This window comes from Bosea sp. NBC_00550 (assembly GCF_026020075.1).
Lineage (GTDB): Bacteria > Pseudomonadota > Alphaproteobacteria > Rhizobiales > Beijerinckiaceae > Allobosea.
Window position 1 is genome coordinate 4,114,346 of the sequence record NZ_CP102772.1, and the last position, 23,499, is coordinate 4,137,844.

The following is a 23,499-nucleotide window of genomic DNA, read 5'->3' on the forward strand; positions in this document are numbered from 1 at the left end:
GATTCCGGCAGGAGTTCCGGCATGGATCCCGGATCGGCGCCGCTCACGCGGCTTGTCCGGGATGACGGCGGAGGCTTGTGTGGGAAAAGCCCTCAGACTTTCGACAGCGCCTGCTCCAGATCGGCGATCAGGTCGTCGGCATGCTCCAGCCCGATTGAGAGGCGGATCATCCCGTCGGTCACGCCCATATCGGCGCGCACTTCCGGGGTGAAGCGCTGATGCGTCGTCGTCGCGGGATGGACGATCAGGCTCTTGGCATCGCCGAGATTGTTCGAGATGCGGATCAGCTTGCAGGCATTGAGCAGGCGGAAGGCGGCGTCCTTGCCGCCGGGCACCTCGAAGGCGATCAGCGTCGACGGGCCGCTCATCTGGCGCGCGATGATCTCGGCCTGCGGATGGCTCTTATGGCCGCAGAAGATGACCTTGGACGGCTTGGCGTGGGCGGCGAGCCAATCCGCGACCTTGACGGCGTTCTCCGCCTGCCTGGCGACGCGCAGCGGCAGCGTCTCCAGCGCCTTCAGCATCACCCAGGCGTTGAAGGGGGAGATCGCCGGGCCGGTCTGGCGCAGGAAGGTCTGGATATCGCCCTCGATCAGCTCTTTCGAGCCGACGATCAGGCCGCCGAGGCAACGCCCCTGCCCGTCGATATGCTTGGTCGCGGAATAGACGACGAGATCGGCGCCGAGCTCGAACGGCCTCTGGAAGAGCGGCGTGGCGAAGACGTTGTCGACCACGAGCCGGGCGCCGGCCGCCTTGGCGATCTTCGCCACGGCGGCGATATCGATCACCTCGAGCGTCGGGTTCGACGGGGTCTCGAGGAAGAAGATCTTGGTGTTCGGCCTGACAGCCTTGCGCCAGGCCTCGATGTCGCTGCCGTCGACCAGCGTCGACTCGACGCCGTAGCGCGGCAGATGATCCTCGACGATGTAGCGACAGGAGCCGAACAGCGCGCGGGCCGCCACCACATGGTCGCCGGCACGCAGCGGCGCCATCACCGCGGCGGTGACGGCGGCCATGCCGGTCGCGGTCGCGCGGCAGGCCTCGGCGCCCTCGAAGGCGGCCATGCGCTGTTCGAGCATGGCGACGGTCGGGTTCGAGAAGCGGGCATACTGGAAGCCCGGATCCTTGTTCAGGAAGCGGGCCTCGCATTGCTCCGCGCTGTCGTAGACATGGCCCTGCGTCAGGAATAGCGCTTCCGAGGTCTCGCCGAACTGCGAACGCATCGTGCCGGCATGGACGAGGCGGGTTTCAGGGTGCAGCTTGGCTGCGGGATTGTCCGATGCCGACATGGGGAACCTCAGTCCGTTCTTTTTAACGGACAAGGCAACTAGCATCTCCCCTTCTGTTCGTAAAGAAGAACAGAATTTCCTTTTCGGAAAACGCCGTGAGCGCCAAACCTTCTGCGCGCTCAGGCCAGGCGTTCGGCCGGCCGTCCAAGCGGCTGCAGGAAGCCGGTCAGGTCGGCCGTGACGTGATGCACATGTCCGGCCTCGACGGCGGCCTGCTCCCAGGCTTCGCGGAAGGGATCGGGCGTCTTCGGCACGATCAGCACGGTCTTCATGCCGAGCGCGCTCGGGACCAGCAGGTTCTTCTCGATGTCCTCGAACATCGCGGCGCGTCCCGGATCGACCGAATGCTTGGCCAGGAAGTTCTCGTAGGTCGCGCGCTCGGGCTTGGGCGTGAAGCCGGCCTGCACGATGTCGAAGATGTCCTCGAAGTGATGGAGGATGCCGAGTTTGCCGGCGACGTTCTCGGCATGGCCGCGCGAGCCGTTGGTCAGGATCAGCTTGCGGCCGGGCAGGGCCGCGATCGCCGCGCCGAGATCGGGGTTCGGGTCGAGCAGGGTCAGGTCGATCTGGTGGGCGAAATCGAGGAAGTCGTCGGGATCGATGCCATGCTCCTCCATCAGCCCCTTCAGCGTCGTGCCGTAGTGCTGGTAGTAGTATTTCTGCAGCGCGCGCGAGGAGAGCCCGTCGAGCCCGAACAGCTCGGAGAGGAACAGCGTGATGCGCTCGTCGACCTGCGGCCAGACCTTGGCCTCATGCGAATAGAGCGTGTTGTCGAGATCGAAGATCCAGTGGTCGACATGCGCGAAGGCCTGCGCCGTCAGGGGCGGGGTCGCGGCCGGTGTGTCAGCGAGTATTTTCATTGGACTCCGTGATGTGGCGAGCCGGAGTCTGCGCTGCAAGTCCTTGGCCAAGGCTTAATCGCGGCGAGGGCTCATGCCGTCATGGTCGGGCTTGACCCGACCATCTCGGAAACAAGCACCCTCTGGTCACGAGATTCTCGGGGCGGAGCTTTGCTCCGCCCGAGAATGACGCCGCTTGCTTCTCAGCGCCGGATGATCGTGCCGGCGCCGGTGTCGGTGAAGAGCTCGATCAGCGCGGCGTGGGGCACCTTGCCGTCGAGGATGACGACCGCCTCGACGCCCTTTTCCAGCGCGTAGATGCAGGTCTCGATCTTCGGGATCATGCCGCCCGAGATCGTACCATCAGCGATCAGCCGGCGGCATTCCTCGACCGTGAGCTCGGGGATGAGCTGCTTGTCCTTGGTCAGCACGCCCGGCACGTCGGTCAGCAGCAGCAGGCGCTTGGCATTGAGCGCGCCCGCGATCGCACCCGCGAAGGTGTCGGCATTGACATTGTAGGTCTGGCCGTCGGCGGCGGCGCAGACAGGCGCGAGCACCGGGATGAGCTCGGCCTTCAGCACCGCGTCGAGCACGCCGGTGTTGACCGTCTCCGGCTCGCCGACGAAGCCCAGGTCCAGCACCTCCTCGATCTTGGAATCGGGGTCGACGATGGTGCGCGTCACCTTGCGGGCGGTGACCATGTTGCCGTCCTTGCCGCAAAGGCCGATGGCGCGCCCGCCCTCGCGGGTGATGTAGCCGACGATCTCCTTGTTGACCGAGCCGGCGAGAACCATCTCGACGACTTCGACCGTCGCTTCGTCGGTGACGCGCAGGCCCTGCTTGAACTCGGACTGGATGCCGAGCTTCTTCAGCATCGCCGCGATCTGCGGCCCGCCGCCATGGCAGACCACCGGCTTGAGGCCGGACTGCTCGAGCAGCACGATATCCTCGGCGAAGTCCTCGGCGGTTGCGGCGTCGCCCATGGCGTTGCCGCCATATTTGATGACGATGATTTCCTGGTCGTAGCGCTGCATATGCGGCAGCGCCTGCACGAGCAGCTCGGCCGATTGCGACGGCGTCAGAAGGGGATGGTCGGTCATACGGGCAGGCTCCGCGCGGCCGCAGGAAGGGTCCGGCGGCGCTTCTAGCCGAAGTTTGCCAAGCGCGGAAGGACTAGCGGCAGGCGGGAACTGCCAGTGATGCAACTATAGATTGAAAATATCGCAACATGCGCTTTACTCGACAGGGCGAGGTCGATTCGCTGGCTGGGGAGAAGCTCAATGAGCAGTTGCACCGATCGAAACGGAGACAAATGGGAAATCTATTCCTCGGGTAGCGAGTGGCGTTGGCGCCGGGTCGCTTCGAATGGGCGCATCGTTGGCGCTTCCACGGAAGGCTATGCAAGCAAGGCGAACTGCGTCGCCAACGCTCAGCGCAACGGCATGACCTGCGCGCCGCAATAGCGCGCAGATCAGCGGCTGGCAGGCTTCGCCAGAACGGCCGCGACGGCAAGGCCGAGCCAGCCGCCGAGCATGAACCAGCCGCCGATCGGGGCTGCGCGCGGGAACAGCGCCTCGTTGGCGAAGCCGCGCCGCGCCAGATCGGCCGCGAACAGCGTGGCGCCGAAGATGATGGCCGAGAGCGCGAACCGCGCCACGACGTCCTGAAGATACCCGCCTTTGCGGGCCGCCGTGGCGCCGATGACGACGGAAGCGTGGAACAGCAGCATCTGTCCGGCGGTCTGGACATTGGCCGTGCCGGTGATGTGAGCGGCGGCCGCCAGCAGCGCGACGCCGGCCAGCCCCATCAGGGCGGCGAGGACGAGGTGGGTCTTCGTCGCGGTCATGCAGCCCTCACTCCCGCTCCGCCAGCACCCGGCCGATCGCGGCGCGCAGTTCGGGGATGCCCACTCCCTTCTCGCTGGAGGTCAGCAGCACCTCGGGGAAGGCGGCCGGCCGGCGCTTGATCTCGTCATAGGTCGCCTCGGTCATGAACTGCTGATCGGCGGGTTTGAGCGCGTCACCCTTGGTCAGCACGACCTGATAGGACACGGCGGCCTTGTCGAGCGTCTCCAGCACGGCGCCGTCGACATCCTTGATGCCGTGGCGGGCGTCGATCAGGACATAGACGCGCATCAGGTTCGAGCGGCCGCGCAGATAGTCGTGGATCAGCCGGGTCCAGGCCGCGACCTTCTCCTTGCCGACGGCGGCATAGCCATAGCCGGGCATGTCGACGATGGTCAGCCGCTCGTCATGGTCGACCTGGCGGAAGAAGTTGAGCTGCTGCGTGCGGCCCGGCGTATGCGAGGTGCGCGCCAGCGCGTTGCGCCGCGTCAACGCGTTGATCAGGCTGGACTTGCCGACATTGGAGCGGCCGGCGAAGGCGATCTCCTGCCCCACCATCGGCGGCAGGTCGTCGATCTTGGTCGAGGCCCAGACGAAGTCCCACGGCCCCTCGAAGAGCTTGCGGGCGGCCTCGATCTCCTCGGCGTCATAGGGCTTGGTCATGGATGTGGTCATGCGCCCTGCCTACACGGCTGCGCGGAGCGCGTCGATATCGGCGCCCTGGATCGCGTCGACGTGCCGCGCGATCTTGTCCGCATCCCAGTCCCACCAGCGGATCGTCAGCAGCTCCGAGACGATCTCGGGCGGGAAGCGCATCTTGACGATCCGGCCGGGATTGCCGGCGACGACGGCATAGGGCGGCACGTCGCGCGTCACCTGGGCCCGGGTGCCGATGATCGCGCCGTCGCCGATCGTCACGCCCGGCATGATCACGGCTTCGCGCCCGATCCAGACATCGTTGCCGATCACCAGGTCGCCGCGATTGTTCGGGCCGGGCCGCTTCAGCGCCTCGGGATCGCCGAGGCCGAACATCTGGAAGGGAAAGGTCGAGAAGCCACCGATCGGATGGTTGGCACCGTTCATGATGAACTGCGCGGCCTGCGCGATCGCGACGAATTTCCCGATGATCAGCCGGTCGCCGATGAAGTCGAAATGATAGCGCACGCAGCGGGCGACGAAATGCTCCGGCCCGCGCGAGTCGTCATAGTAGCTGTAGTCGCCGACCTCGATCAGCGGGTGGTCGACCACGGCCTTGAGGAAGGCGGTGCCCTTCCAGCCGGCAATGGGATGGCGCGTCTGCGGATCGGGTAGCGGCATCGCGGAAAGGCCTTGGCCGAAAATGCGAAGGGCGGGAAACCCCGCCCTTCGAACTCTCACTTCTTGTTGGTGTTGGCTGGCTTGGGCGGCGCGGCAACGGCGCCTGCCGTCGCGGGTTTCTTGCCGAACAGGCCCTTGAGGTTGTCGAAGAGTTCGATCTTCACCCCGTTCTTGCGCATGATGTAGCCCTGCTGGAGCACCGAGAGCAGGTTGTTCCAGCTCCAGTAGATCACTAGGCCGGCCGGGAACGAGCCGAGCAGGAAGGTGAAGAACACCGGCATCCAGGTGAACATCATCTTCTGCACCGGGTCCGGCGGCTCCGGGTTCATCTTCATCTGGACGAACATCGTGAAGCCCATGATGATCGGCCAGGCGCCGAGATGCAGGAAGGCCGGCGGCGTGAACGGGATCAGCCCGAACAGGTTGAACAGGTTGGTCGGGTCCGGCGCCGCCAGATCGTGGATCCAGCCGAAGAACGGCGCGTGCCGCATCTCGATGGTGATGAACAGGATCTTGTAGAGCGCGAAGAACACCGGGATCTGCAGCAGCACCGGCCAGCAGCCGGCGACCGGGTTGATCTTCTGCGTCTTGTAAAGCTCCATCAGCGCTTGCTGCTGCTTCATCTTGTCGTCGGCGTAGCGCTCTCGGATCGCCGTCATTTCCGGCTGCAGCGCCTTCATCTTCGCCATCGAGGCGTAGGACTTGTTGGCGAGCGGGAAGAACAGCGCCTTGAGCAGCACCGTGACGAGCAGGATCGCGACGCCGAAATTGCCGACGTGCTTGTAGATCCAGTCGAGCAGGAAGAAAAGCGGCTTGGTGATGAAATAGAACCAGCCCCAGTCGATCAGCAGCTCGAAGCGCTTGATGCCGAGGTTCTTCTCGTAGCCGTCGACCGCCGCGACCTCCTTGGCGCCGGCGAAGAGCCGGGCATTGGCGGAGACGGTGGCGCCCGGCGCGATCGCGATGGCCTCGCCGAGGAAATCGGCCTGATAGGTGTGGCCCGTGCCGGTCTGGACCGAGGAGTAGCGGCCCTCGTATTTGCGCTGCTGGTCCGGGATGACGGCGGCAGCCCAGTACTTGTCGGTTATGCCGACGAAGCCGCCGACGGCGTCCTTCCAGCTCTTGCCGGTCGTGCCGGGCGAGAGCAGCGGCTCCTTGTCGATCTTGTCGTAGGTGTATTCCTGCAGGCCCTGCTCGCCGAGATTGCCGACGAGGCCCTCATGCAGCACGTAGTAGCCGAGAGTGGTCGGCTTGCCCTGGCGCACGACCTGGCCGTAGGGGAACAGCGTCACGGCGCTGCCGCCCTTGTTGTCGACCTCGTCGCGGATCGTGAACATGGCGTTGTCGTCGACGCTGACGACGCGCCGGAAGGTCAGGCCCTGGCCGTTGTCCCAGCTCAGCGTCAGCGGCTTGGCCGGGGTCAGGACCTGGCTGTCGGGCGTCCAGACCGTCGTCGCGTTCGGCAGGACGACATTGCTGCCCGGCGCCGCGACCCAGCCGAAATCGGAATAATAGGCGTTCGGCCCGCCCAGCGGCGAGAGCAGGATGATGTTGGCGCTGTGGGGATCGACCGTCTCGCGATAGGCCTTGAGCGAGACGTCGTCGATGCGCGCGCCGGTCAGCGAGATCGAGCCGGAGATCTTGGGCGTGTCGATGCGGACGCGCGGGCTCGCCGCCAGCGCCTGCTCGCGCGTGCCGGCGGCCTGCGTCAGGGCAGCGCCGGGCGCGGCCGAGCCTGCCGGCTGTCCGGGCGTGGCCGGTGCCGGGGTCGAGCCGGAAGCCGCCGGGGCCTGCTGGCTCTGGGCCTGCTGGTTCTGCCGCGCCGCCTCCTGCTGCTTCTCCATCTGCGGCTTGGCATAGAAGAACTGCCAGCCGAGCAGGATGACCACGGACATGACGATCGCGAGAAGCAGATTGCGGTTGTCTTCTTTCATCATGATCGGAAACGAATCTCGCTGGGTCCGGCAGGTTATGGGCGCGTCGGGTCAGGTTTGCGGCGCTGACTCGCGCTTGGGGAGCGGGCGGCGGCGGTCGCCGGAGGACTTCTCACGCGGCTTTTGAGGCTTCGCCCGGTCGATGGCAATGGAAAGATCGGCCACGAGTGCGTGAAAATCCGCGCCCAACACCTCGGAGCGGGCAATGACGACGATGTCGCAGCGCTTGTCGGTCTGATCGTGCAGGGCCTGGGCGGCGGCGGCGCGCAGCCGGCGGCGGATGCGGTTGCGCTTGACGGCGTTACCGGTCTTGCGCGAGGCCGTGAGCCCGAGCCGCAGAGTCACGGGTTCGCCGCCCCGGCGCTGTTCATCGGGCGCGGCGTCGCGCACCTGGGCCATGAAGGCAGGCGAACGAAAACGGCGGCCGTGCTCGGCCGCCGCCAGGAATTCTTTGCGTTGCGTCAGACGGGCGAGGCGCATGGCGATTGGCCAGTCTTCCGTAACCGGCGCGCCATTGTCACGCGCCAGGGCTCGTCAGGCCGACAGGCGCTTGCGGCCGTGGGCGCGGCGAGCGGCGATGACCTTGCGGCCACCCTTGGTCGCCATGCGGGCGCGATAGCCGTGGCGGCGCTTGCGAACCAGCTTGCTGGGTTGATAGGTTCTCTTCACGGTCCGTCTCCGGGGCCTTTATGAGCACGACGGCCGCGGCTTTCCGGGGAAAGCATGGCCAACCGAGCCTGTCATGCGATAAGGGTCGGCGCTGCCTTTCGGCTGCGCAGGTCGCGGGCTTATGACGGATGGATGATACCGAGTCAATGCCGAAGCACGGGCTGCGACGAAGCTTCGCGGCTTTTATCGAGTGGCTTGCGATTCGGCACGACATCCCCGATATAGCGGGCGGGAGGTTGGCGAGGGACGTCTCACTCGCCAACCGGGTCAGGTCCGGAAGGAAGCAGCCCTAACGAGACCGAACGGGTCTTCGTCCAGCCTCCCACCTCATGCGCCCACGGGAAAGCCAAGGGCAAAACGCATGGGCCGGCACCGCGCCATTGACCCTCGCCTCCCGATTGGCGAAACCAGCTTTCATGACCGACCCAATCGACGCCGCCTCTGCTGACGAACCCGGTTTCGCCGGTTTCGATCCGGCGCCCGCGCCGGCTGCAGCCGCCGCGCCGACGCCCTATCGCGTCCTCGCGCGCAAGTACCGGCCGGCGCATTTCGGCGACCTGATCGGCCAGGACGCGATGGTGCGCACCCTGACCAATGCCTTCGCGGCCGGCCGCATTCCGCAGGCCTGGATGCTGACCGGCGTGCGCGGCGTCGGCAAGACCACCACCGCCCGCATCCTGGCGCGCGCCTTGAATTATCAGACGCCCGAAGGTGGCGGCGCGCCGACCACCGATCTGCGGGAATTCGGCGTGCATTGCCGCGAGATCATCGAGGGCCGCCATATCGACGTGATGGAGATCGACGCCGCCTCGAACAACGGCGTCGAGAACGTCCGCCAGATCAACGATGCCGTGCGCTACGCCCCGGTGTCGGCGCGCTACAAGGTCTACATCATCGACGAAGTCCACATGCTCTCGACAGGGGCGTTCAACGCCTTCCTGAAGACGCTGGAAGAGCCGCCGCCGCATGCGCGCTTCATCTTCGCGACGACCGAGATCCGCAAGGTGCCGGTCACCGTGCTCTCGCGCTGCCAGCGCTTCGATCTGCGCCGCGTCGAGGCCGATGTGCTGGTCGATCACCTCGCGGGCATCTGCAAGGCCGAGAGCGTCGATGCCGAGCAGGAGGCGCTCGCCGCCGTCGCCCGCGCCGCGGAAGGCTCGGTACGCGATTCCCTCTCGATCCTCGACCAGGCGATCGCCCATGCTGCCGGCCGGATCACGCTCGACGACATCCGCTCCATGCTCGGCCTTGCCGACCGGGCGCGCGTCATCGACCTCTTCGAGGCCGTGATGAAGGGCGATATCGCCGCGGCGCTTGGCGAGCTGCGCGCGCAGTACGATGCCGGCGCCGATCCGGTGGTCGTGCTCAACGACCTCGCCGAGTTCACCCATCTGGTGACGCGCCTCAAGCTCGTGCCGGAGGCGGTGAAGGACAACAGCCTTGCCCAGGCCGAGCGTGTGCGCGGCGGCGATTTCGCCCAGCGCCTGTCGCTCCGCGTGCTCGCGCGCACCTGGCAGATGCTGCTCAAGGGCATCTCCGAGGTGAAGCAGGCCGACCGGCCGGTAATGGCTGCCGAGATGGTGCTGGTGCGCCTCGCCCATGCCGCGGACCTGCCGACGCCGGACGAGGCGCTGAAGCTGCTGCGCGACCGCTCCGGCGCGATCCCGCCCGGAAACGGCAACGGCCATGGCGGCGGCGCTCCGCGCCCGCCCTCCGGCGGCGGCAACACCGCGCTCGCCGCCCGGCCGATCCTCGCCAGCGCCAATCCGGCGCCGGCCCCGGTCGCGCGCCCCGTCGCGGCACCGGCCGCGATCGTCGCCAGTCTGGAGGACGTCATCGCGCTGGCCTCCCAGCACCGCGACATCACGCTGAAGCTCGCGCTCGAACGCGACATCCGCCCCGTCCGCTTCGAGGCCGGCCGCATCGAGTTCTCGCTCGCCGAGGGCGCCTCGCGCACATTGGCGCAGGATCTGTCGCGCCGCCTCAAGGAATGGACCGGCCAGACCTGGATGGTCGCGGTCGTCAATGAGGAGGGCGGCGCCACGCTGCGCGAGCAGGCGGCGGCGGCGAAGGGCCGGCGCGAGAGCGACGCGGCCGCCCACCCCTCGGTCAAGGCCGTGCTGGAGCGCTTCCCGGGCGCACGCATCATCGATGTCCGCGACCCCCGCGCGATCGCGGCGGCCGAGACGGGCGCTGCCGCGCCGTCCGATGACGACTATCTGCCCGATGCCGAACCGCTGTTCGACGATTCCGAGCCGGATTTCGACGGCATCGATTTCTGACCCTTCCGAGGAGGATTTTCCATGCGCGACATGATGGGCCTGATGAAGCAGGCGCAGCAGATGCAGCAGAAGATGGCCGATGTTCAGGCTGAACTCGACACGATCGAGGTCGAAGGCGCAGCCGGCGGTGGCATGGTCACGGTGACGATGACCGCCAAGGGCGCGCTGAAGGCCGTGAAGATCGACCCCAGCCTGATGGTGCCGGACGAGCGGGAGATCCTCGAGGACCTGATCGTGGCCGCCGCGAGCGATGCCCGCAGCCGCGCCGAGCGTGTCATGCAGGAGCGCATGGCCGAGATCACCAAGGGCCTGCCGATCCCGCCCGGGATGAAGCTGTTCTGAGACAAGCCGTCATGCCCGGGCTTGACCCGGGCATCTCGTGCCGAAAGGGTTCCCGTCCGGAGATGGTCGGGTCGAGCCCGACCATGACGCTTCCATTGATGAGTTGATATGTCCCGCGCCATCGCCGGCCCCGAGATCGAAAGGCTGATCCAGCTCCTGGCCAAGCTGCCGGGGCTCGGGCCGCGCTCGGCCAGGCGCGCGGCGCTGCATCTCGTCAAGAAGCGCGAGCAGCTGCTCGGCCCGCTTTCCGAGGCGATGGCGGTGGCGCGCGAGCGCATCGTCGTCTGCTCGCGCTGCGGCAATGTCGATACCAGCGACCCCTGCGGCCTCTGCGCCGACCCGCGCCGCGACGATGGGCTCATCGTCGTCGTCGCCGATATCTCGGATCTATGGGCGCTGGAGCGGTCCGGCGCGGTTTCCGGCCGCTATCACGTCCTCGGCGGCGTTCTCTCGGCGCTCGACGGCGTGCGCCCTGAGCATCTCTCGCTCGATGCTCTGGTCGCGCGCGCTTCCGAGCCGGCGGTGAAGGAGGTCATCCTCGCGCTCAATGCCACCGTCGATGGCCAGACCACGGCGCATTTCATCACCGACCTGCTGGTTCATCTGCCGGTCAAGGTGACGAAGCTCGCCCATGGCGTGCCGGTGGGTGGCGAGCTCGACTATCTCGACGACGGCACGCTGGCCGCCGCGATCCGCCAGCGCACGGGCTTCTAGCTCTCAAAACTTATACGCGATGCTCGCGCGGGCGCTGTGCGTCGACAGGTCCTGGTTGCCGCTCAGGCCTGGGAAGGCGCCCGAGGTCGCGAAGCGGTTGCGGCCGAAATCGGTGTAGCGGTATTCGGCGCCGAGGATCAGGTTGTCGGTGAAGGCGAAATTGACGCCGGCGCCGATGTTCCAGCCGGTCCGGGTGCTGGTCAGCCGCTCGCCGAGGCCGGCGGCATCGAAGACGCGCCGCTCGTACTCCGTGAAGGAGGCACCACCGGCGGCATAGACCATCAGCCGGTCGAAGGCATAGCCGATGCGGGCCCGCGCCGCGCCCTGCCAATCCTGGCTGACGCGCCCGTTGAGGCCGGCGCCAGCGAAGCGGCTGCGGCTGTTGACGGCCTCGATATCGCCCTCGATGCCGAGGACGATGCTGCCGAACTGGTAGTTGAAGCCGGCATGGGCGCCACCGAAGGCGGAATCGTCGTCGATGCGGAAGCTCATCGGCGCGAAGGGGCCGACCGGCGCGCCGATCCGCACGCGGTTGCTGCCCCAGGAGTAGCCGCCCTGCACGCCGACATAGGCGCCGGTCCAGGAATAGAAGGCGGGCAGCTCCGGCGCGGGCGGCAGGGCGACGCCGCGCAGGTCGGCGGCCGCGGCCGTTCCGGCGATCAGGGCCGCACATCCCGCCAGGGCAAATCTGAGCTTCGACATCGGGCTTTCCGAGGAACGTGATGCGCCCGGAATGGCGGGACGCGCTCGCTCATAACGAAGCATTAAGGTTAACAATCGGCTAAGCCGGCTTCGGGGCCACCCGGCACGGGAACGATTGCGGCCGAGCGCGGTTGCTCGCAAGCTGCATCCGCAACCCGCAGCGGAGACCACATCCCGACATGGCTTTCCTCAAACGGATCACGGGCGCCGCCGGGGTGGGGGTCGCGCTGGGCTATCTGTCAGGGGCGCTTTCAAACCATCTCGGCCGGCGGCGGCAGGAGGCTGCGCGTGGGCGGCTGGCGCGGACGCCGCTGCAGATGACCTGGCTCGGCTGGAAGGACGTGCTGCTGCGCTTTACCGGCAACGTCATCGACAACCGGTTGACTTCGCTTGCCGGGGCCGTCGCTTTTTTCACCCTGCTTTCGCTCGTGCCGGCGCTCTCGCTGCTGGTGACGATCTACCGCTACTTCACCGATCCGGCCACGATCGCAGAGCAGCTCGACGCCGTGACGACGATGTTGCCCCAGGCGGCGCGCGAACTCATTCACGAACAGGCGATGCGTCTGTCGGGCCAATCCGGCTTCGGCCTGTCGCTGACCTTCTACGTCAGCTTTCTCGTCGCCACATGGTCGGCCAACGCGGCGGTGAAGGCCCTGTTCGACGCGCTGAACATCATCTATCGCGAGGCCGAGAAACGCAGCTTCCTCAAGCTCAACGCGATCTCGCTGTTCACGACCGTGAGCGGCGTGGTCCTGCTCACTGCGGCGCTGATCGCCATCGCGAGCCTGCCGCTCGTGACGGCGCTGTTTCCCTTCCATTCGGAGCTGGAGCGGCTGATCCGGCTGGTGCGCTGGCCCTCCTTCTTCGTCATGGCGACGCTCTCGATCGCCTGTCTCTACTGGCTCGGCCCCAGCCGCGAGCGCATGCGCTTCATCTGGGTGATGCCCGGCGCCATCGCCGCCGCGCTGCTCTGGGGCGCGGCTTCCTATGCCTTTTCCTGGTATGTCAGCACGCTCGGCAATTACACGGCGGCCTATGGGTCTCTCGCCACCGTCGTGGTGTTCATGACCTGGCTCTGGCTCTCGGCGACGATCGTGCTCGCCGGCGCCGAACTCAATGCCGAGCTCGAGCACCAGACCGCCCACGACACCACCACCGGCCGGCCGAAACCCCTCGGCGAGCGCGGCGCGACCATGGCCGACAGGGTCGGCAAGGCGAAGGCAGATTGATGCTCGATCCCGAAACCACGCGCCATGACGATTTGCGCAGCGGCTCTGGCCCTTGGCATGCCGGCGCAAGACCGGCCGGGCGACGCCTGGAGCAGGATACCCGCTGCGACGTCGCTATCGTTGGCGGCGGCATCACCGGCGCGCTGCTCGCCGAGCACCTGACGGCAATGGAGCTCGACGTCGTCCTGATCGATCGCGAGCGCGAGGGCTTCGGCAGCACGGCCGCCTCGACGGCGATGCTGCAATGGGAGATCGACCTGCCGCTGCGCGAGCTGGCGGCGCTCTACGGCTTCGAGCGCGCGGCCGAGGTCTACCGCCTGAGCTTCGAGGCGGTCGACGGCCTCGGCCGGCTCGTTCAGGAACTCGCACTGCCCTGTCGCTTCAGTCATCGGCAGACGGTCTATCTCGCTGCCGGCGAAACCGGCCCGCGCGAGCTGCTCGACGAGTCCCAACTGCGCGGCCGCGCCGGCTTGCCGGGCGCGTTCGTCGAGCATGCGGCGCTGCTCGGCGCCTTCGGCTTCGACCGAAAGGCGGCGATCGTCTCGCCGGGCTCGGCCGAGGCCGATCCCTTGAGCCTGTGCCATGCCCTGATCGCCACGGCGGCGCAGCGCGGCGCGCGCCTCATCCGGGACGAGGCGGTCGGCTTCGATGGCGCCGGCCGCTCGGCTGCCGTCAGCCTGGCGAGCGGGCATGTCGTCGAGGCGGATCATGTCGTGCTCGCGACCGGCTACGTCATGCCCGACCTTGTCCGGGACGATCTGCACAGCGTTGCCTCCAGCTGGGCGATCGTGACCGCTCCGCAGCCGCCCCACACATTGTGGCCGGGGCCGGCCCTCGTCTGGGAAGCCTCCGAGGATTATTGCTATTGCCGGACCACCACGGACGGCCGCATCGTCTTCGGCGGCGAGGACGAGGACTTCGCCGACCCCGACAAGCGCGAGGCGCTCGGACCGCAGAAGACGAAAGCCCTGCTCGCCCGGCTGCACGCGCTGATCCCGCAAGCGCATCTCGAACTTGGACACAGCTGGTCTGGCGCCTTCGGCCAGACCGAGGACGGACTGCCGCTGATCGGACGCGTGCCGGGCAGTCCGCGCCTGCTGTCGGCCTATGGCTATGGCGGCAACGGCATCACCTTCAGCTTTCTCGCCTCGCGACTGATCGGTTCGCTGATCCGGGGCCGGGAGGAAAGCTGGTTCGGCCATTTCGCCATCGACAGACCAAGGCCGGGCTGAAGGCGGCTCATTGCAGGCCTGCAATCCCGGTCTTGCCGGCGAGACAGGCGACAAGCGACGGCGGAATCGCCATTTTGACTGGCGGCGGCCGGCTCGGCGGCCGCGAGAGGAACCTGCCATGTCCGCGACTGCAGAGAAGACGACGACACCCGCAAGGCTCGAAGCCCATGACGCGCCCTATCACATCGGGGCGGTGACTCTGCGCGTGCGCGATCTTGCGAAGCTCGTCGCCTATTATCGCGACGCGATCGGCTTGCGGCTGATCCGGGAAGACAAGGACAGCGCGGAACTCGGCATCGGCGGGCAGGTGCTCACCCGGCTTCTCGCCGGCGCCAAGGAGCAAACCTCTGCGGCTGGCCTCTTTCATATCGCCATTCTGTTGCCGTCGCGGCGCGATCTCGCCAACTGGCTGGGGCACGCGGCGGAGGCGCGCATCCCGCTCGAGGGCGCTTCCGACCATCTCGTCAGCGAGGCACTCTACCTTTCCGATCCCGAGGGCAACGGCATCGAGATCTATCGCGACCGCAAGCGTGCCGAATGGCCGCGCAAGCCGGACGGCGCCATCGCCATGGCGACCGAGCGGCTCGATCTCGACAAGCTGCTGGGCGAAGCCGAAAGCGGAGCCTATGCGGGCATGCCGGAGGGGACGGGCATGGGCCACATCCATCTCCGCGTAGGCGATACCGCCGCGGCCGAGGCCTTCTATCAGGGTCTGCTCGGTTTTGATCTGATGGTGCACTATCCCGGCGCCAGCTTCCTCGCCAGCGGCGGCTATCACCACCATATCGCCGGCAATATCTGGGGCAGCCGCGCTGCACGGCCGCGTCAGCCGGGCGAGGCCGGTCTCGATCGCTTCGAGGTTGTGGCTAGGGACGAGGCCGATTTCGCCGCCATGCGCCAACGCATCCTCGCGGCGGGCGGCACGGAATCGGATGCGGCTCCGACGATCGCCGATCCCTGGGGCAACAGGGTGGTCCTGGTCCGCTGAGGCGGCTCAGCGCGTCAGCAGATGGGAACGGCGGGTTCCGCCCGTATCGGGCCTGAAGCCTTTCGTTTCCCAGAAGGCGGCCGCGCGCGGATCGGCGGCCCGCAGCGAAAGGCGCGGCGCCAGCGCCAGCCCCTGCTGGATCAGCGCGGCTGCGAGGATGCGGCCGATGCCGGCGCCCCGGTGCAGCGGCCGGACATAGACATGCCTCACCCGGAGCAGGTCGGGCTCGGCATCGTAGGGATCGGGCGTGACGGCACCGATGCCGGCGAGCTCGCCCTCGTGAAAAGCGGCGAAGACGGCGAAACGATCGTCGCCGCCATCATATCGGCCAGCCAGCCACTCCTCGCGCAGCCCTTCGACGAAGCGATAGCTTTCCGCGCCGGCCTCGTGGCGCAGCGCTTCGAAATCGTCCGGCAGCTCTTCAGTCAGCCGGACGATCTGGACTGCCGTCGGATTCACAGACCTTCGAACAGGGCGCTGGAGATGTAGCGCTCGGCGAAGGAGGGAATGATCACGACGATGGTCTTGCCGGCATTCTCGGGCCGCGCGCCGACTTCGATCGCCGCGGCGACGGCAGCGCCCGACGAGATGCCAGCGGGAATGCCTTCGTTCTTGGCGAGCGCACGTGCCGTCTCGAAGGCGGTCTGGTTGCCGACGGTGACGACCTCGTCGATCACGCTGCGATCGAGCACGCCCGGGACGAAGCCGGCGCCGATGCCCTGAATCTTGTGCGGGCCGGCCTGGCCGCCGGAGAGGACGGGTGAATCCTCCGGCTCGACCGCGACCATCTTCACGCCCGGCTTCTTCGCCTTGAGCACCTGGCCGACGCCGGTGATGGTGCCGCCGGTGCCGACGCCGGAGATGACGATGTCGACCTGCCCGTCGGTGTCGTTCCAGATCTCTTCGGCCGTCGTCTTGCGGTGGATCTCCGGGTTGTGCGGGTTCTCGAACTGCTGCGGGATGATCGAGCCTGGGATCTCGTTCTTGAGTTCCTCGGCCTTGGCGACGGCGCCGCGCATGCCGCCGGGGCCGGGCGTCAGGACGAGTTCCGCGCCGAGCAAGGCGAGCATCTTGCGGCGCTCAAGCGACATCGTCTCGGGCATGACGAGGATCAGGCGGTAGCCGCGCGCCGCCGCGACGAAGGCGAGTGCGATGCCGGTATTGCCAGAGGTCGGCTCGATCAGCGTTCCGCCGGCTTTGAGCGCGCCGGAAGCCTCCAGCGCATCGATCATGTTGACGCCGATGCGGTCCTTCACGCTGGAGATCGGGTTGAAGAATTCGAGCTTTGCCAGGATCGTCGCCTTGACGCCGCGCTCGGCCGGCAGCCGGTTCAGCTTGACGAGCGGGGTGTCGCCGATCGTGTCGGTGATCGAGTTGTAGATGCGGCCGCGCCCGGGCGCTTTCGTCGACTTCTGTGCTTCAGCCATGATGAATCCTCCTCGAGGGAATGTTGGGGGTGAAGCTAGGTCAATTCACAGAGAGTGTCGATTAAAGAAATAAATTACATTCTATATCGTGAAATCAGCGCCCGGACCGGCTTTTCCGAAGACGGCCTTCGCCTGTGCCCGTCGGCACAGCTCCTCGACAGTGACGTTGTCCAGCATCGTCAGAAAGGCGGTCGATGCGGCCTCGACCTCGGGTCCGACGACCTCGTCGACCAGCCGCGACTGGGGCAGCGGGCCGAGCCCGTCCTCGCCCGCCTCCTGCATCGCGGCGCGGGCAATGTCCCCCGCGGTGATCTTGCGGCGCTCGCGGGCCAGCTCATAGCCGCCGCGCGGGCCGCGCACCCCCTTCAGGATGCCGACGCGGACCAGCGTCTGCAAGAGCGTTTCGAGATGACGCGGCGGCAACGCATGCCGGGCCGCCAGCAGCTTCGCTGCGACCGGCTGGGGCCGGGCATGCAGCGCGATGTCGACCACGGCGGCGATGGCGAGCAGGCTGCGGCGGGACAGCAGCATCATGGCCGCTTCTCCATCCGAGCGTTGCCGGCAACCCCGGTCGAGCCGAAGCCGCCCGCGCCGCGCTCGGTTTGATCAAGCGCGGAAACCACGACCAGCGTTGCGCGAGTGACGGGCGCGATCACCATCTGGGCGATCCGGTCGCCGCGCGCGATCGCGAAGGGTTCCTGCCCGAGATTGATCAGCGGCACCTTGACCTCGCCGCGATAGTCGCTGTCGATGGTGCCGGGCGCGTTCAGCACGGTGACGCCGTGCTTCACCGCGAGACCTGAGCGCGGCCGCACCTGCGCCTCGAAGCCCTCGGGCAACTGCATGGCGAGGCCGGTCGGCACCAAGGCCCTCGCGCCGGGCGCGAGGGTGAGGGACTCGCCGATGGCGGCGCGCAGGTCGAGGCCGGCCGCGCCGGCGGTTTCATAGGCGGGCAGGGGCAGATCGGCGCCATGCGGAAGCCGTTGCAACGCGACCGTGACCATCGGCTCAGCCCGTCCGTCCGGCCGAGGCCAGCCCGGCGATATGGGCGATCAACCGGCTCGCGACCTCATCCTTCGGCAGGGTAGGCCAGGTCTCGACGCCCGTCGCCGTCACGAGATGGACGGTATTGGCGTCGCCGCCCATCACCCCCGTGCCGCCGACATCATTGGCGACGATCAGGTCGCAGCCCTTCTTCTTCAGCTTGGCGGTGGCGTAGTCGATGACGTTCTGCGTCTCGGCGGCGAAGCCGACGACCAGCGGCGGGCGTCCGCTGCTGCGATGCGCGACGGTGGCGAGAATATCGGGATTCTCGACGAGGGCGAGCGGCGGAAGGGCCAGGCCGTCCTTCTTCATCTTCTCCGGCGCCTCGTCAGCCACGCGCCAGTCGGCGACGGCGGCGGCGAAGATCGCGATATCCGCCGGCAGCGCCGCCTCGACGGCGGCCAGCATCTGCCGCGCCGATTCGACATGGACGGTCTCGACGCCCGGGGGATCGGGCAGGTTCACCGGCCCGCTGACGAGCGTCACCCGCGCCCCGGCAGCGGCGGCGGCGGCAGCGATCGCGTGGCCCTGCTTCCCCGACGAGCGGTTGGCGATATAGCGGACGGGATCGATCGCCTCATGCGTCGGCCCCGAGGTGATCAGCACATGCCGGCCGGCCAGCGCGCCCGTCGCCGTGACCTCGCCGCCCGGCAGCCGGCCGAGAAAGCCGATGGCGCGCTGTGCAGCCGGCTTCTCGCCGGCCAGCGCCGCCTCGATCGCGGCCAGAAGTTCGGGCGGCTCGGCCATGCGGCCGGGCCCGCTCTCGCCACGTTCCGCCATGGCACCGCTATTGGGGCCGATGACGAGGACGCCGTCCTTTTCGAGCTGCGCCATGTTCCGCCGCGTCGCCGGGTGCTGCCACATGCGCGGGTTCATCGCGGGCGCGATCAGGATGCGCTTGTCGGTGGCGAGCAGGGCGGTCGAGGCGAGATCGTCGGCGAGGCCGTTCGCCATCTTGGCGATCAGGTCGGCGGTGGCCGGCGCCACGACGATGAGATCGGTCGAGCGCGACAGCGCGATATGGCCGATATCGGCCTCGTCGGTCAGCGAGAACAGATCGGTGAAGCAGCGTTCGCCTGCCAGCGACGAGACGGTGAGCGGCGTGACGAACTGTTCGCCCGCCCTGGTCAGGATGCAGCGCGAGGCGATGCCGCGATCCTTCAGCCGGCGGATGACTTCGAGCACCTTGTAGGCGGCGATGCCGCCGCCGATGATCAGGAGAACGGAGCGGGAAGCGGACAAGGCGGCTCCTCGGACGAGGTCAGGCGTCGGACTGACCGCTTCCTAGCATCGACGGCGCGGCGCTGTCATGCGCCACGCAATCGTCCGTCGTCCTCAATCGCGCGGCAGGTCGGGTACCTTGTAGGCCGTCGTCGCCTTGATCCGCTCCATGGCGAAGCGCGAGGTGACGTTCTTGAGCGGGATCGTCTCGATCAGCTTCTTGTAGAACGAGTCGTAGGCGGCCATGTCGGCGACGACGACGCGCAGCATGTAGTCGACATCCCCGGCCATGCGGTAGAATTCCATCACCTCCGGCATCGCCGCGACCATCTGCGCGAACTTCTCCAGCCAGGGGCCGGAATGATCGGCCGTCTCGATCTGGACGAAGACGGTGAGCCCGAGCCCGATCTTCTCCGGCGCCACCAGCGCGACGCGCTTCAGGATCACGCCGGCCTGCTCGAGCTTCTGGATCCGCTTCCAGCACGGTGTCTGCGAGAGCCCGACACGGTCGGCCAGCTCGGCGATGGAAATATTCGCATCGGCCTGCAGGACAGTGAGAATCTTTCGGTCGATGGCGTCCATTCTCTCAAGCTCGCTTTCGGAAGAAATTCATGCTCTGAAATCGGATCAAAATAGATGAATTATCTTTTTGATGCCGATCTATTGCATTCAGATAGAAAATCCTTTTCTCAATCTGTCAATGGGGCTTCGTCGGCCCTGTCTGCGACAAGGATTTGAACGATGGATCGCCGCCAGTTTCTCCTCGCCGGTGCTAGCTTCGCGGCAGCCGCGTCCCTTGCCGGTCCGGCCCATGCGCAGAGCGCCACCGCCCGCGTCGGCTACATCCCGATCGTCGGCACGGCGCCGTTCTTCGTCGCCAATGGCGAGGGCTGGCTGAAGCAGGGCGGCCTCGACGTGGCGCTGACCGTCTTCGAATCCGGCCCGAACATGATCCAGGCGCTGGCTTCCGGCACGATCGACGTCTATGTCGCCGGCGTCGCCCCGCTTGCGGTCGCCCGCTCGCGCGGCGTCGACATCCGCGTCGTCGCCTCGACCGCGGTCGGCGAGAACGTCGTCGTCAGCGCGCCGTCGCTGACGAAATTCTTCACGGCAGGCACCAGCGCCGCTGCCGCCTTCAAGGCCTTCCGCGCCGCCAACGGCAAGGCCGCCCGCCTCGCGACCCAGCCGGCCGGCTCGGTGCCGAACACGACGCTGCAGTATTGGCTGTGGGAGGTCGCCAAGGTCGACAAGGCCGATGTCGAGATCGTGCCGATGGGCATCGATGCGACGCAGCAGGCGATCCTGGCCAACGCCGTCGACGGCGGCAGCGTGCGCGAGCCGGCCCTGACGATCATCCAGACCCGCAATCCGCAGATCAAGCTGGTCGCCGGTGGCGAGGAGGTCTTCCCCGGCCAGCCCGGCACGGTCGTCGCCGTCTCCGGCGCCTTCGCCACCAAGAATCCGCAGGCGGTGCAGAACCTCGTCAACGGCCTGGTCAAGGCCGCCGCGCTGATCAAGGCGGATCCCTCCAAGGCGGCGCCCCATGTCGCGGCGGCGCTCGGTAAGGGCATCGTCGAGCCTGAGCTGATCCAGAAGGCACTGGTCTCGCCTGCGAGCCAGTTCGAGATCGACCCCCGCAAGATCATCGAGCCGTCGCGCGCCATGCAGGCCTACCAGGTCAAGCTCGGCTCGCTGGAGAAGGAACTACCGTTCGACGGGCTGTTCGAGACGCAGTATTACGAGCGCGCGATCAAATCGGGCGGCTGACATTGTGAGTAGTCTACGGGCTCCGGCCCTTGCCCTTCTGGGCCTCGTCGCCTTCCTGCTGTTCTGGGAGGCGATGCCTTACTTCGGGCTGGTGAACCCGGCCTTCCTGCCGCCGCCGAGCGCGCTGCCGAAGGCCTTCATGCGCGAGGTTTCCTCCGGCGCCTGGCTCTCGGCCATACTGGGTTCGCTCTGGCACTATTTCGTCGGCCTCTTCGTCGGGGCAGGGCTGGGCACCGCACTCGGCGTGCTCATCGGCATGTCCCGCATCGCCGAGGAGGCGACGGCCTGGGTCGTGCGGGTGCTCAGACCGATTCCCGGCCTCGCCTGGGTGCCCTTCGCCATCATCTGGTTCGGCGTCACGCCGGGCGCGGCGGTCTTCATCATCGCCATCGGCGTGTTCTGGATCGTCTTCTTCGCCGCGCAGGGCGCGATCCGCGGCGTCGATCGCGATCTCGTCGAGGTCGCCGACGCCTTCGGCTTCCGCTCCCCCTGGCAGCGCCTGTTCAAGATCCTGCTGCCGGCGGCGATGCCCGGCATCCTCGTCGGCTTCCGCACCGCGCTCGGCCAGGCCTGGATGGCGGTGGTCGCGGCCGAGATCTTCGGCGTCGCCGGTGTCGGCCAGCGCATGATGCAGGCCTCGAGCCTGCTCGCGACCGATATCGTCGTCATCTACATGCTGACGATGGCGGCGCTCTACGGCCTGCTCGACACCGGCTTCGTCGCCTTCCAGAAATGGGTGCTGCGTTGGAAAGCGTGATCGAGATCAAGGGCCTGTCCCTGACCTTCACCCGCGACGGCGAACAGACCGAGGTGCTTTGCAAGCTCGATCTCTCGGTCGGGCGCGGCGAGTTCCTCGCCATCGTCGGCCCCTCCGGCGTCGGCAAGTCGACGCTGCTGCGCGTCATCGCCGGCCTGGCGAAGCCGAGCGGCGGCGAGGTCGTCATCAACGCGAAGGACGAGACGCGCCGCCCGGTCGCGCTGGTCTTCCAGGATTCGCGCCTGCTGCCCTGGCGCAAGGTCGTCTCCAATGTCGGCTTCGGTCTGGAGGGGCGCACCTCGCGCGGGGAGCGCCTCGCGAAGGCGGGTGAGATGCTCGATCTCGTCGGCCTGAGCCCGCTCGCCCAGCGTTGGCCGCATCAGCTTTCGGGCGGGCAGCGCCAGCGCGTCTCGCTCGCCCGCGCACTCGCGGTCGAGCCGGAGATCCTGCTGATGGACGAGCCGTTCTCGGCGCTGGACGCGCTGACCCGGGAGAACCTGCAGGACGAGCTCATCCGCGTCTGGCAGCGCACCGGCAAGACCGTGCTCTTCGTCACCCATGACATCGACGAGGCCGCCTATCTCGCCGACCGGGTCGTGATCCTCTCGGGCGCGCCCGGCCAGATCATCGCCGAGCACCGCATCGATGCGGCCCGCCCCCGCAAGCGCGGCGCAGCGGCGGAAGCGGAGATCGTCCGGGCCGTCCGCCAGGGCCTCGGCGCCGACATCGTCGCGGACGGTGCCGCGATCTGAGACGTGCCGCAGCCGTCATTCTCGGGCGGAGCGGAGCGTAGACCCGAGAATCTCTTGCAGGAAGGGGCGCCCTTCTGTCCTGAGATGCTCGGGTCGAGCCCGAGCATGACGGCCAATGCGGGCTGCTGCCGTCAGCCCTCCGCCAGAAACACCTTGAACGCCTCGCCGTAATCCTTGTGCCAGCGCGAAAGCGGCGGGCGGTTCTCGATGATGTCGCCCATCGCCCAGGCCATCCGCTTCTCGTCGAGGGTGCGGTTTGTCTCGCCATCCGGGCAGAGGATGTAGAAGTCCCCGGCCTCGATCCGCTCCAGCATGAAGTCGACCGTCTGTTCGGGCGTCCAGGCGCCGTCGGGCTTCTCGACGCGTCCGCGCGCCGTGAGCGGGGTGAAGACGAAGCCGGGGATCAACAGATGGGCACCGACCTTGCAGCCCTCCGTGCTGCGCAGCTCGTGCTGCAACGCCTCCGTGAAGGCCTTCACTCCCGCTTTCGAGACGTTATAGGCGGGATTGCCGGGCGGGGTGGTGATGCCCTGCTTCGAACCGGTGTTGATGATCACAGCCGGTTCGCCATGGGCGATCATGCCGGGGCCGAAGATCTGCGTGCCAGCGACGATGCCGCCGAGATTGATGGCGAGCGTACGCTCCCAGTTCTCCAGCGGCCCGAAGATCGTGCTGCTCACCTGCATGCCGGCATTGTTCATCAGCACATGCACCTTGCCGAAGCGGGCGATGACCTCGTCGTGCAGATGCGCGATCTCGTCCCGGCGGGAGACATCCGTCTGCAGGGCGAGGACGTTGTCGTCGCCGATCAGCGTCGCCAGCACCTGCCCGGCCGCCTTCAGCGCATCGGCGTCCCTGTCGGCGATCGCGACCTTCAGGCCCCGCTCGGCGAAGGCGCGGGCAGCGGCGAAGCCGATCCCGGAGGCGCCGCCGGTGATGACGGCGACATGCGAGGCGGCGAGAGCGGGATGGCTGGTCATGGGCTTCACGTTTCGCGATTCGGACAAGGGAGCGCGGAGCTAAGGCACAGGGCGCGGCGACATCATGGCGCGCTGACGCAGGCTCGCGGTGCGGGCAGGGTCCCGAAGCTGCCTCACTGCCTTGTCATTGGCATGACGCCGCCGTTTGCGGCAGGGATACGGATATTTTG

27 protein-coding genes and 1 other RNA gene are annotated in these 23,499 nt (G+C 67.4%); 11 read left to right on the forward strand and 17 right to left on the reverse strand.

Annotated features, from left to right (window positions below; translation table 11 throughout):
- Nucleotides 1–92: 92 nt before the first annotated feature.
- The 3 genes from NWE53_RS19770 to argB form a co-directional block, all read right to left on the reverse strand.
- On the reverse strand, nt 93–1,289 hold the full coding sequence (locus NWE53_RS19770) for an O-succinylhomoserine sulfhydrylase (RefSeq protein ID WP_265051062.1): 1,197 nt from the start codon (nt 1,287–1,289) through the stop codon (nt 93–95).
- 119 nt (nt 1,290–1,408) lie between these two features.
- Nucleotides 1,409–2,149, reverse strand: coding sequence for a pyrimidine 5'-nucleotidase (locus tag NWE53_RS19775; RefSeq protein WP_265051063.1), 741 nt, complete (start codon nt 2,147–2,149; stop codon nt 1,409–1,411).
- Between the two features lie 182 nt (nt 2,150–2,331).
- Nucleotides 2,332–3,228, reverse strand: a complete 897-nt coding sequence (gene argB, locus NWE53_RS19780) for an acetylglutamate kinase (protein WP_265051064.1) — start codon at nt 3,226–3,228, stop codon at nt 2,332–2,334.
- Nucleotides 3,229–3,408: 180 nt separating this feature from the next.
- On the opposite strand from argB, the gene NWE53_RS19785 reads away from it, so the two are divergent.
- Complete coding sequence (locus tag NWE53_RS19785; RefSeq protein WP_265051065.1) at nt 3,409–3,591, forward strand: YegP family protein; 183 nt, start codon at nt 3,409–3,411, stop codon at nt 3,589–3,591.
- Nucleotides 3,592–3,599: 8 nt separating this feature from the next.
- Here the strand turns inward: NWE53_RS19785 and NWE53_RS19790 are convergent, their stop codons facing one another.
- From NWE53_RS19790 to rpmH, 6 genes are read right to left on the reverse strand one after another with little or no spacing between them, the layout of a single operon-like run.
- Entirely contained in the window at nt 3,600–3,974 is a 375-nt protein-coding gene (locus tag NWE53_RS19790; protein ID WP_265051066.1) for a DUF423 domain-containing protein, read from the reverse strand.
- 7 nt (nt 3,975–3,981) lie between these two features.
- A complete protein-coding gene (yihA, locus tag NWE53_RS19795) occupies nt 3,982–4,647 on the reverse strand; it encodes a ribosome biogenesis GTP-binding protein YihA/YsxC (protein ID WP_442864852.1) in 666 nt (221 codons plus the stop codon).
- A gap of 9 nt (nt 4,648–4,656) precedes the next feature.
- Nucleotides 4,657–5,289, reverse strand: a complete 633-nt coding sequence (locus tag NWE53_RS19800) for a CatB-related O-acetyltransferase (protein ID WP_265051067.1) — start codon at nt 5,287–5,289, stop codon at nt 4,657–4,659.
- A gap of 56 nt (nt 5,290–5,345) precedes the next feature.
- Nucleotides 5,346–7,223, reverse strand: a complete 1,878-nt coding sequence (gene yidC / locus NWE53_RS19805) for a membrane protein insertase YidC (RefSeq protein ID WP_265054960.1) — start codon at nt 7,221–7,223, stop codon at nt 5,346–5,348.
- 51 nt (nt 7,224–7,274) lie between these two features.
- Nucleotides 7,275–7,703: a ribonuclease P protein component gene (gene rnpA / locus NWE53_RS19810; RefSeq protein ID WP_265051068.1), complete on the reverse strand. Its 429-nt coding sequence runs from the start codon at nt 7,701–7,703 to the stop codon at nt 7,275–7,277.
- 54 nt (nt 7,704–7,757) lie between these two features.
- On the reverse strand, nt 7,758–7,892 hold the full coding sequence (rpmH, locus tag NWE53_RS19815) for a 50S ribosomal protein L34 (RefSeq protein ID WP_038364779.1): 135 nt from the start codon (nt 7,890–7,892) through the stop codon (nt 7,758–7,760).
- A gap of 230 nt (nt 7,893–8,122) precedes the next feature.
- On the opposite strand from rpmH, the gene ffs reads away from it, so the two are divergent.
- From ffs to recR, 4 genes are all read left to right on the forward strand, one after another.
- Nucleotides 8,123–8,219: signal recognition particle sRNA small type (ffs, locus tag NWE53_RS19820), an RNA gene on the forward strand.
- Between the two features lie 89 nt (nt 8,220–8,308).
- Nucleotides 8,309–10,174, forward strand: a complete 1,866-nt coding sequence (locus NWE53_RS19825) for a DNA polymerase III subunit gamma/tau (RefSeq protein ID WP_265051069.1) — start codon at nt 8,309–8,311, stop codon at nt 10,172–10,174.
- Between the two features lie 21 nt (nt 10,175–10,195).
- Nucleotides 10,196–10,516 (forward strand): YbaB/EbfC family nucleoid-associated protein, encoded by a 321-nt coding sequence (locus NWE53_RS19830; protein ID WP_265051070.1) that lies wholly within the window; start codon nt 10,196–10,198, stop codon nt 10,514–10,516.
- Nucleotides 10,517–10,624: 108 nt separating this feature from the next.
- Nucleotides 10,625–11,230, forward strand: coding sequence for a recombination mediator RecR (gene recR, locus NWE53_RS19835; RefSeq protein WP_265051071.1), 606 nt, complete (start codon nt 10,625–10,627; stop codon nt 11,228–11,230).
- A 3-nt stretch (nt 11,231–11,233) separates the two neighbouring features.
- Here the strand turns inward: recR and NWE53_RS19840 are convergent, their stop codons facing one another.
- Entirely contained in the window at nt 11,234–11,932 is a 699-nt protein-coding gene (locus NWE53_RS19840) for an outer membrane protein (RefSeq protein ID WP_265051072.1), read from the reverse strand.
- 179 nt (nt 11,933–12,111) lie between these two features.
- Between NWE53_RS19840 and NWE53_RS19845 the strand changes: the two genes are divergently transcribed.
- From NWE53_RS19845 to NWE53_RS19855, 3 genes are all read left to right on the forward strand, one after another.
- The gene (locus NWE53_RS19845) at nt 12,112–13,161 is read left to right on the forward strand and encodes a YihY/virulence factor BrkB family protein (protein ID WP_265051073.1); all 1,050 of its coding nucleotides are present in this window, start codon (nt 12,112–12,114) and stop codon (nt 13,159–13,161) included.
- Nucleotides 13,161–14,393, forward strand: a complete 1,233-nt coding sequence (locus tag NWE53_RS19850) for an NAD(P)/FAD-dependent oxidoreductase (protein ID WP_265051074.1) — start codon at nt 13,161–13,163, stop codon at nt 14,391–14,393. The genes NWE53_RS19845 and NWE53_RS19850 overlap by 1 nt, the downstream gene beginning before the upstream one ends.
- Nucleotides 14,394–14,511: 118 nt before the next feature.
- Nucleotides 14,512–15,381, forward strand: coding sequence for a VOC family protein (locus tag NWE53_RS19855; protein ID WP_265051075.1), 870 nt, complete (start codon nt 14,512–14,514; stop codon nt 15,379–15,381).
- 6 nt (nt 15,382–15,387) lie between these two features.
- Here the strand turns inward: NWE53_RS19855 and NWE53_RS19860 are convergent, their stop codons facing one another.
- The 6 genes from NWE53_RS19860 to NWE53_RS19885 all read right to left on the reverse strand — a co-directional run bounded on the left by NWE53_RS19860 (nt 15,388) and on the right by NWE53_RS19885 (nt 19,655).
- Entirely contained in the window at nt 15,388–15,840 is a 453-nt protein-coding gene (locus tag NWE53_RS19860) for a GNAT family N-acetyltransferase (RefSeq protein WP_265051076.1), read from the reverse strand.
- Complete coding sequence (gene cysK, locus NWE53_RS19865) at nt 15,837–16,808, reverse strand: cysteine synthase A (RefSeq protein ID WP_265051077.1); 972 nt, start codon at nt 16,806–16,808, stop codon at nt 15,837–15,839. Before cysK ends, NWE53_RS19860 begins: the two co-directional genes overlap by 4 nt.
- Nucleotides 16,809–16,889: 81 nt before the next feature.
- On the reverse strand, nt 16,890–17,342 hold the full coding sequence (locus NWE53_RS19870) for an RrF2 family transcriptional regulator (RefSeq protein ID WP_265051078.1): 453 nt from the start codon (nt 17,340–17,342) through the stop codon (nt 16,890–16,892).
- Entirely contained in the window at nt 17,339–17,812 is a 474-nt protein-coding gene (dut, locus tag NWE53_RS19875; RefSeq protein ID WP_265051079.1) for a dUTP diphosphatase, read from the reverse strand. Before dut ends, NWE53_RS19870 begins: the two co-directional genes overlap by 4 nt.
- Nucleotides 17,813–17,816: 4 nt before the next feature.
- Nucleotides 17,817–19,094, reverse strand: a complete 1,278-nt coding sequence (locus NWE53_RS19880) for a phosphopantothenoylcysteine decarboxylase domain-containing protein (RefSeq protein ID WP_265051080.1) — start codon at nt 19,092–19,094, stop codon at nt 17,817–17,819.
- Between the two features lie 93 nt (nt 19,095–19,187).
- Nucleotides 19,188–19,655: an Lrp/AsnC family transcriptional regulator gene (locus NWE53_RS19885; RefSeq protein ID WP_265051081.1), complete on the reverse strand. Its 468-nt coding sequence runs from the start codon at nt 19,653–19,655 to the stop codon at nt 19,188–19,190.
- 159 nt (nt 19,656–19,814) lie between these two features.
- On the opposite strand from NWE53_RS19885, the gene NWE53_RS19890 reads away from it, so the two are divergent.
- From NWE53_RS19890 to NWE53_RS19900, 3 genes are all read left to right on the forward strand, one after another.
- Nucleotides 19,815–20,840 (forward strand): ABC transporter substrate-binding protein, encoded by a 1,026-nt coding sequence (locus NWE53_RS19890; RefSeq protein WP_265051082.1) that lies wholly within the window; start codon nt 19,815–19,817, stop codon nt 20,838–20,840.
- 73 nt (nt 20,841–20,913) lie between these two features.
- A complete protein-coding gene (locus NWE53_RS19895) occupies nt 20,914–21,597 on the forward strand; it encodes an ABC transporter permease (RefSeq protein ID WP_442865045.1) in 684 nt (227 codons plus the stop codon).
- The gene (locus tag NWE53_RS19900) at nt 21,573–22,349 is read left to right on the forward strand and encodes an ABC transporter ATP-binding protein (RefSeq protein WP_265051084.1); all 777 of its coding nucleotides are present in this window, start codon (nt 21,573–21,575) and stop codon (nt 22,347–22,349) included. Before NWE53_RS19895 ends, NWE53_RS19900 begins: the two co-directional genes overlap by 25 nt.
- 131 nt (nt 22,350–22,480) lie before the next feature.
- On the opposite strand, the gene NWE53_RS19905 is transcribed toward NWE53_RS19900, so the two are convergent.
- The gene (locus NWE53_RS19905; RefSeq protein WP_265051085.1) at nt 22,481–23,329 is read right to left on the reverse strand and encodes an SDR family NAD(P)-dependent oxidoreductase; all 849 of its coding nucleotides are present in this window, start codon (nt 23,327–23,329) and stop codon (nt 22,481–22,483) included.
- Between the last annotated feature and the right edge of the window lie 170 nt (nt 23,330–23,499).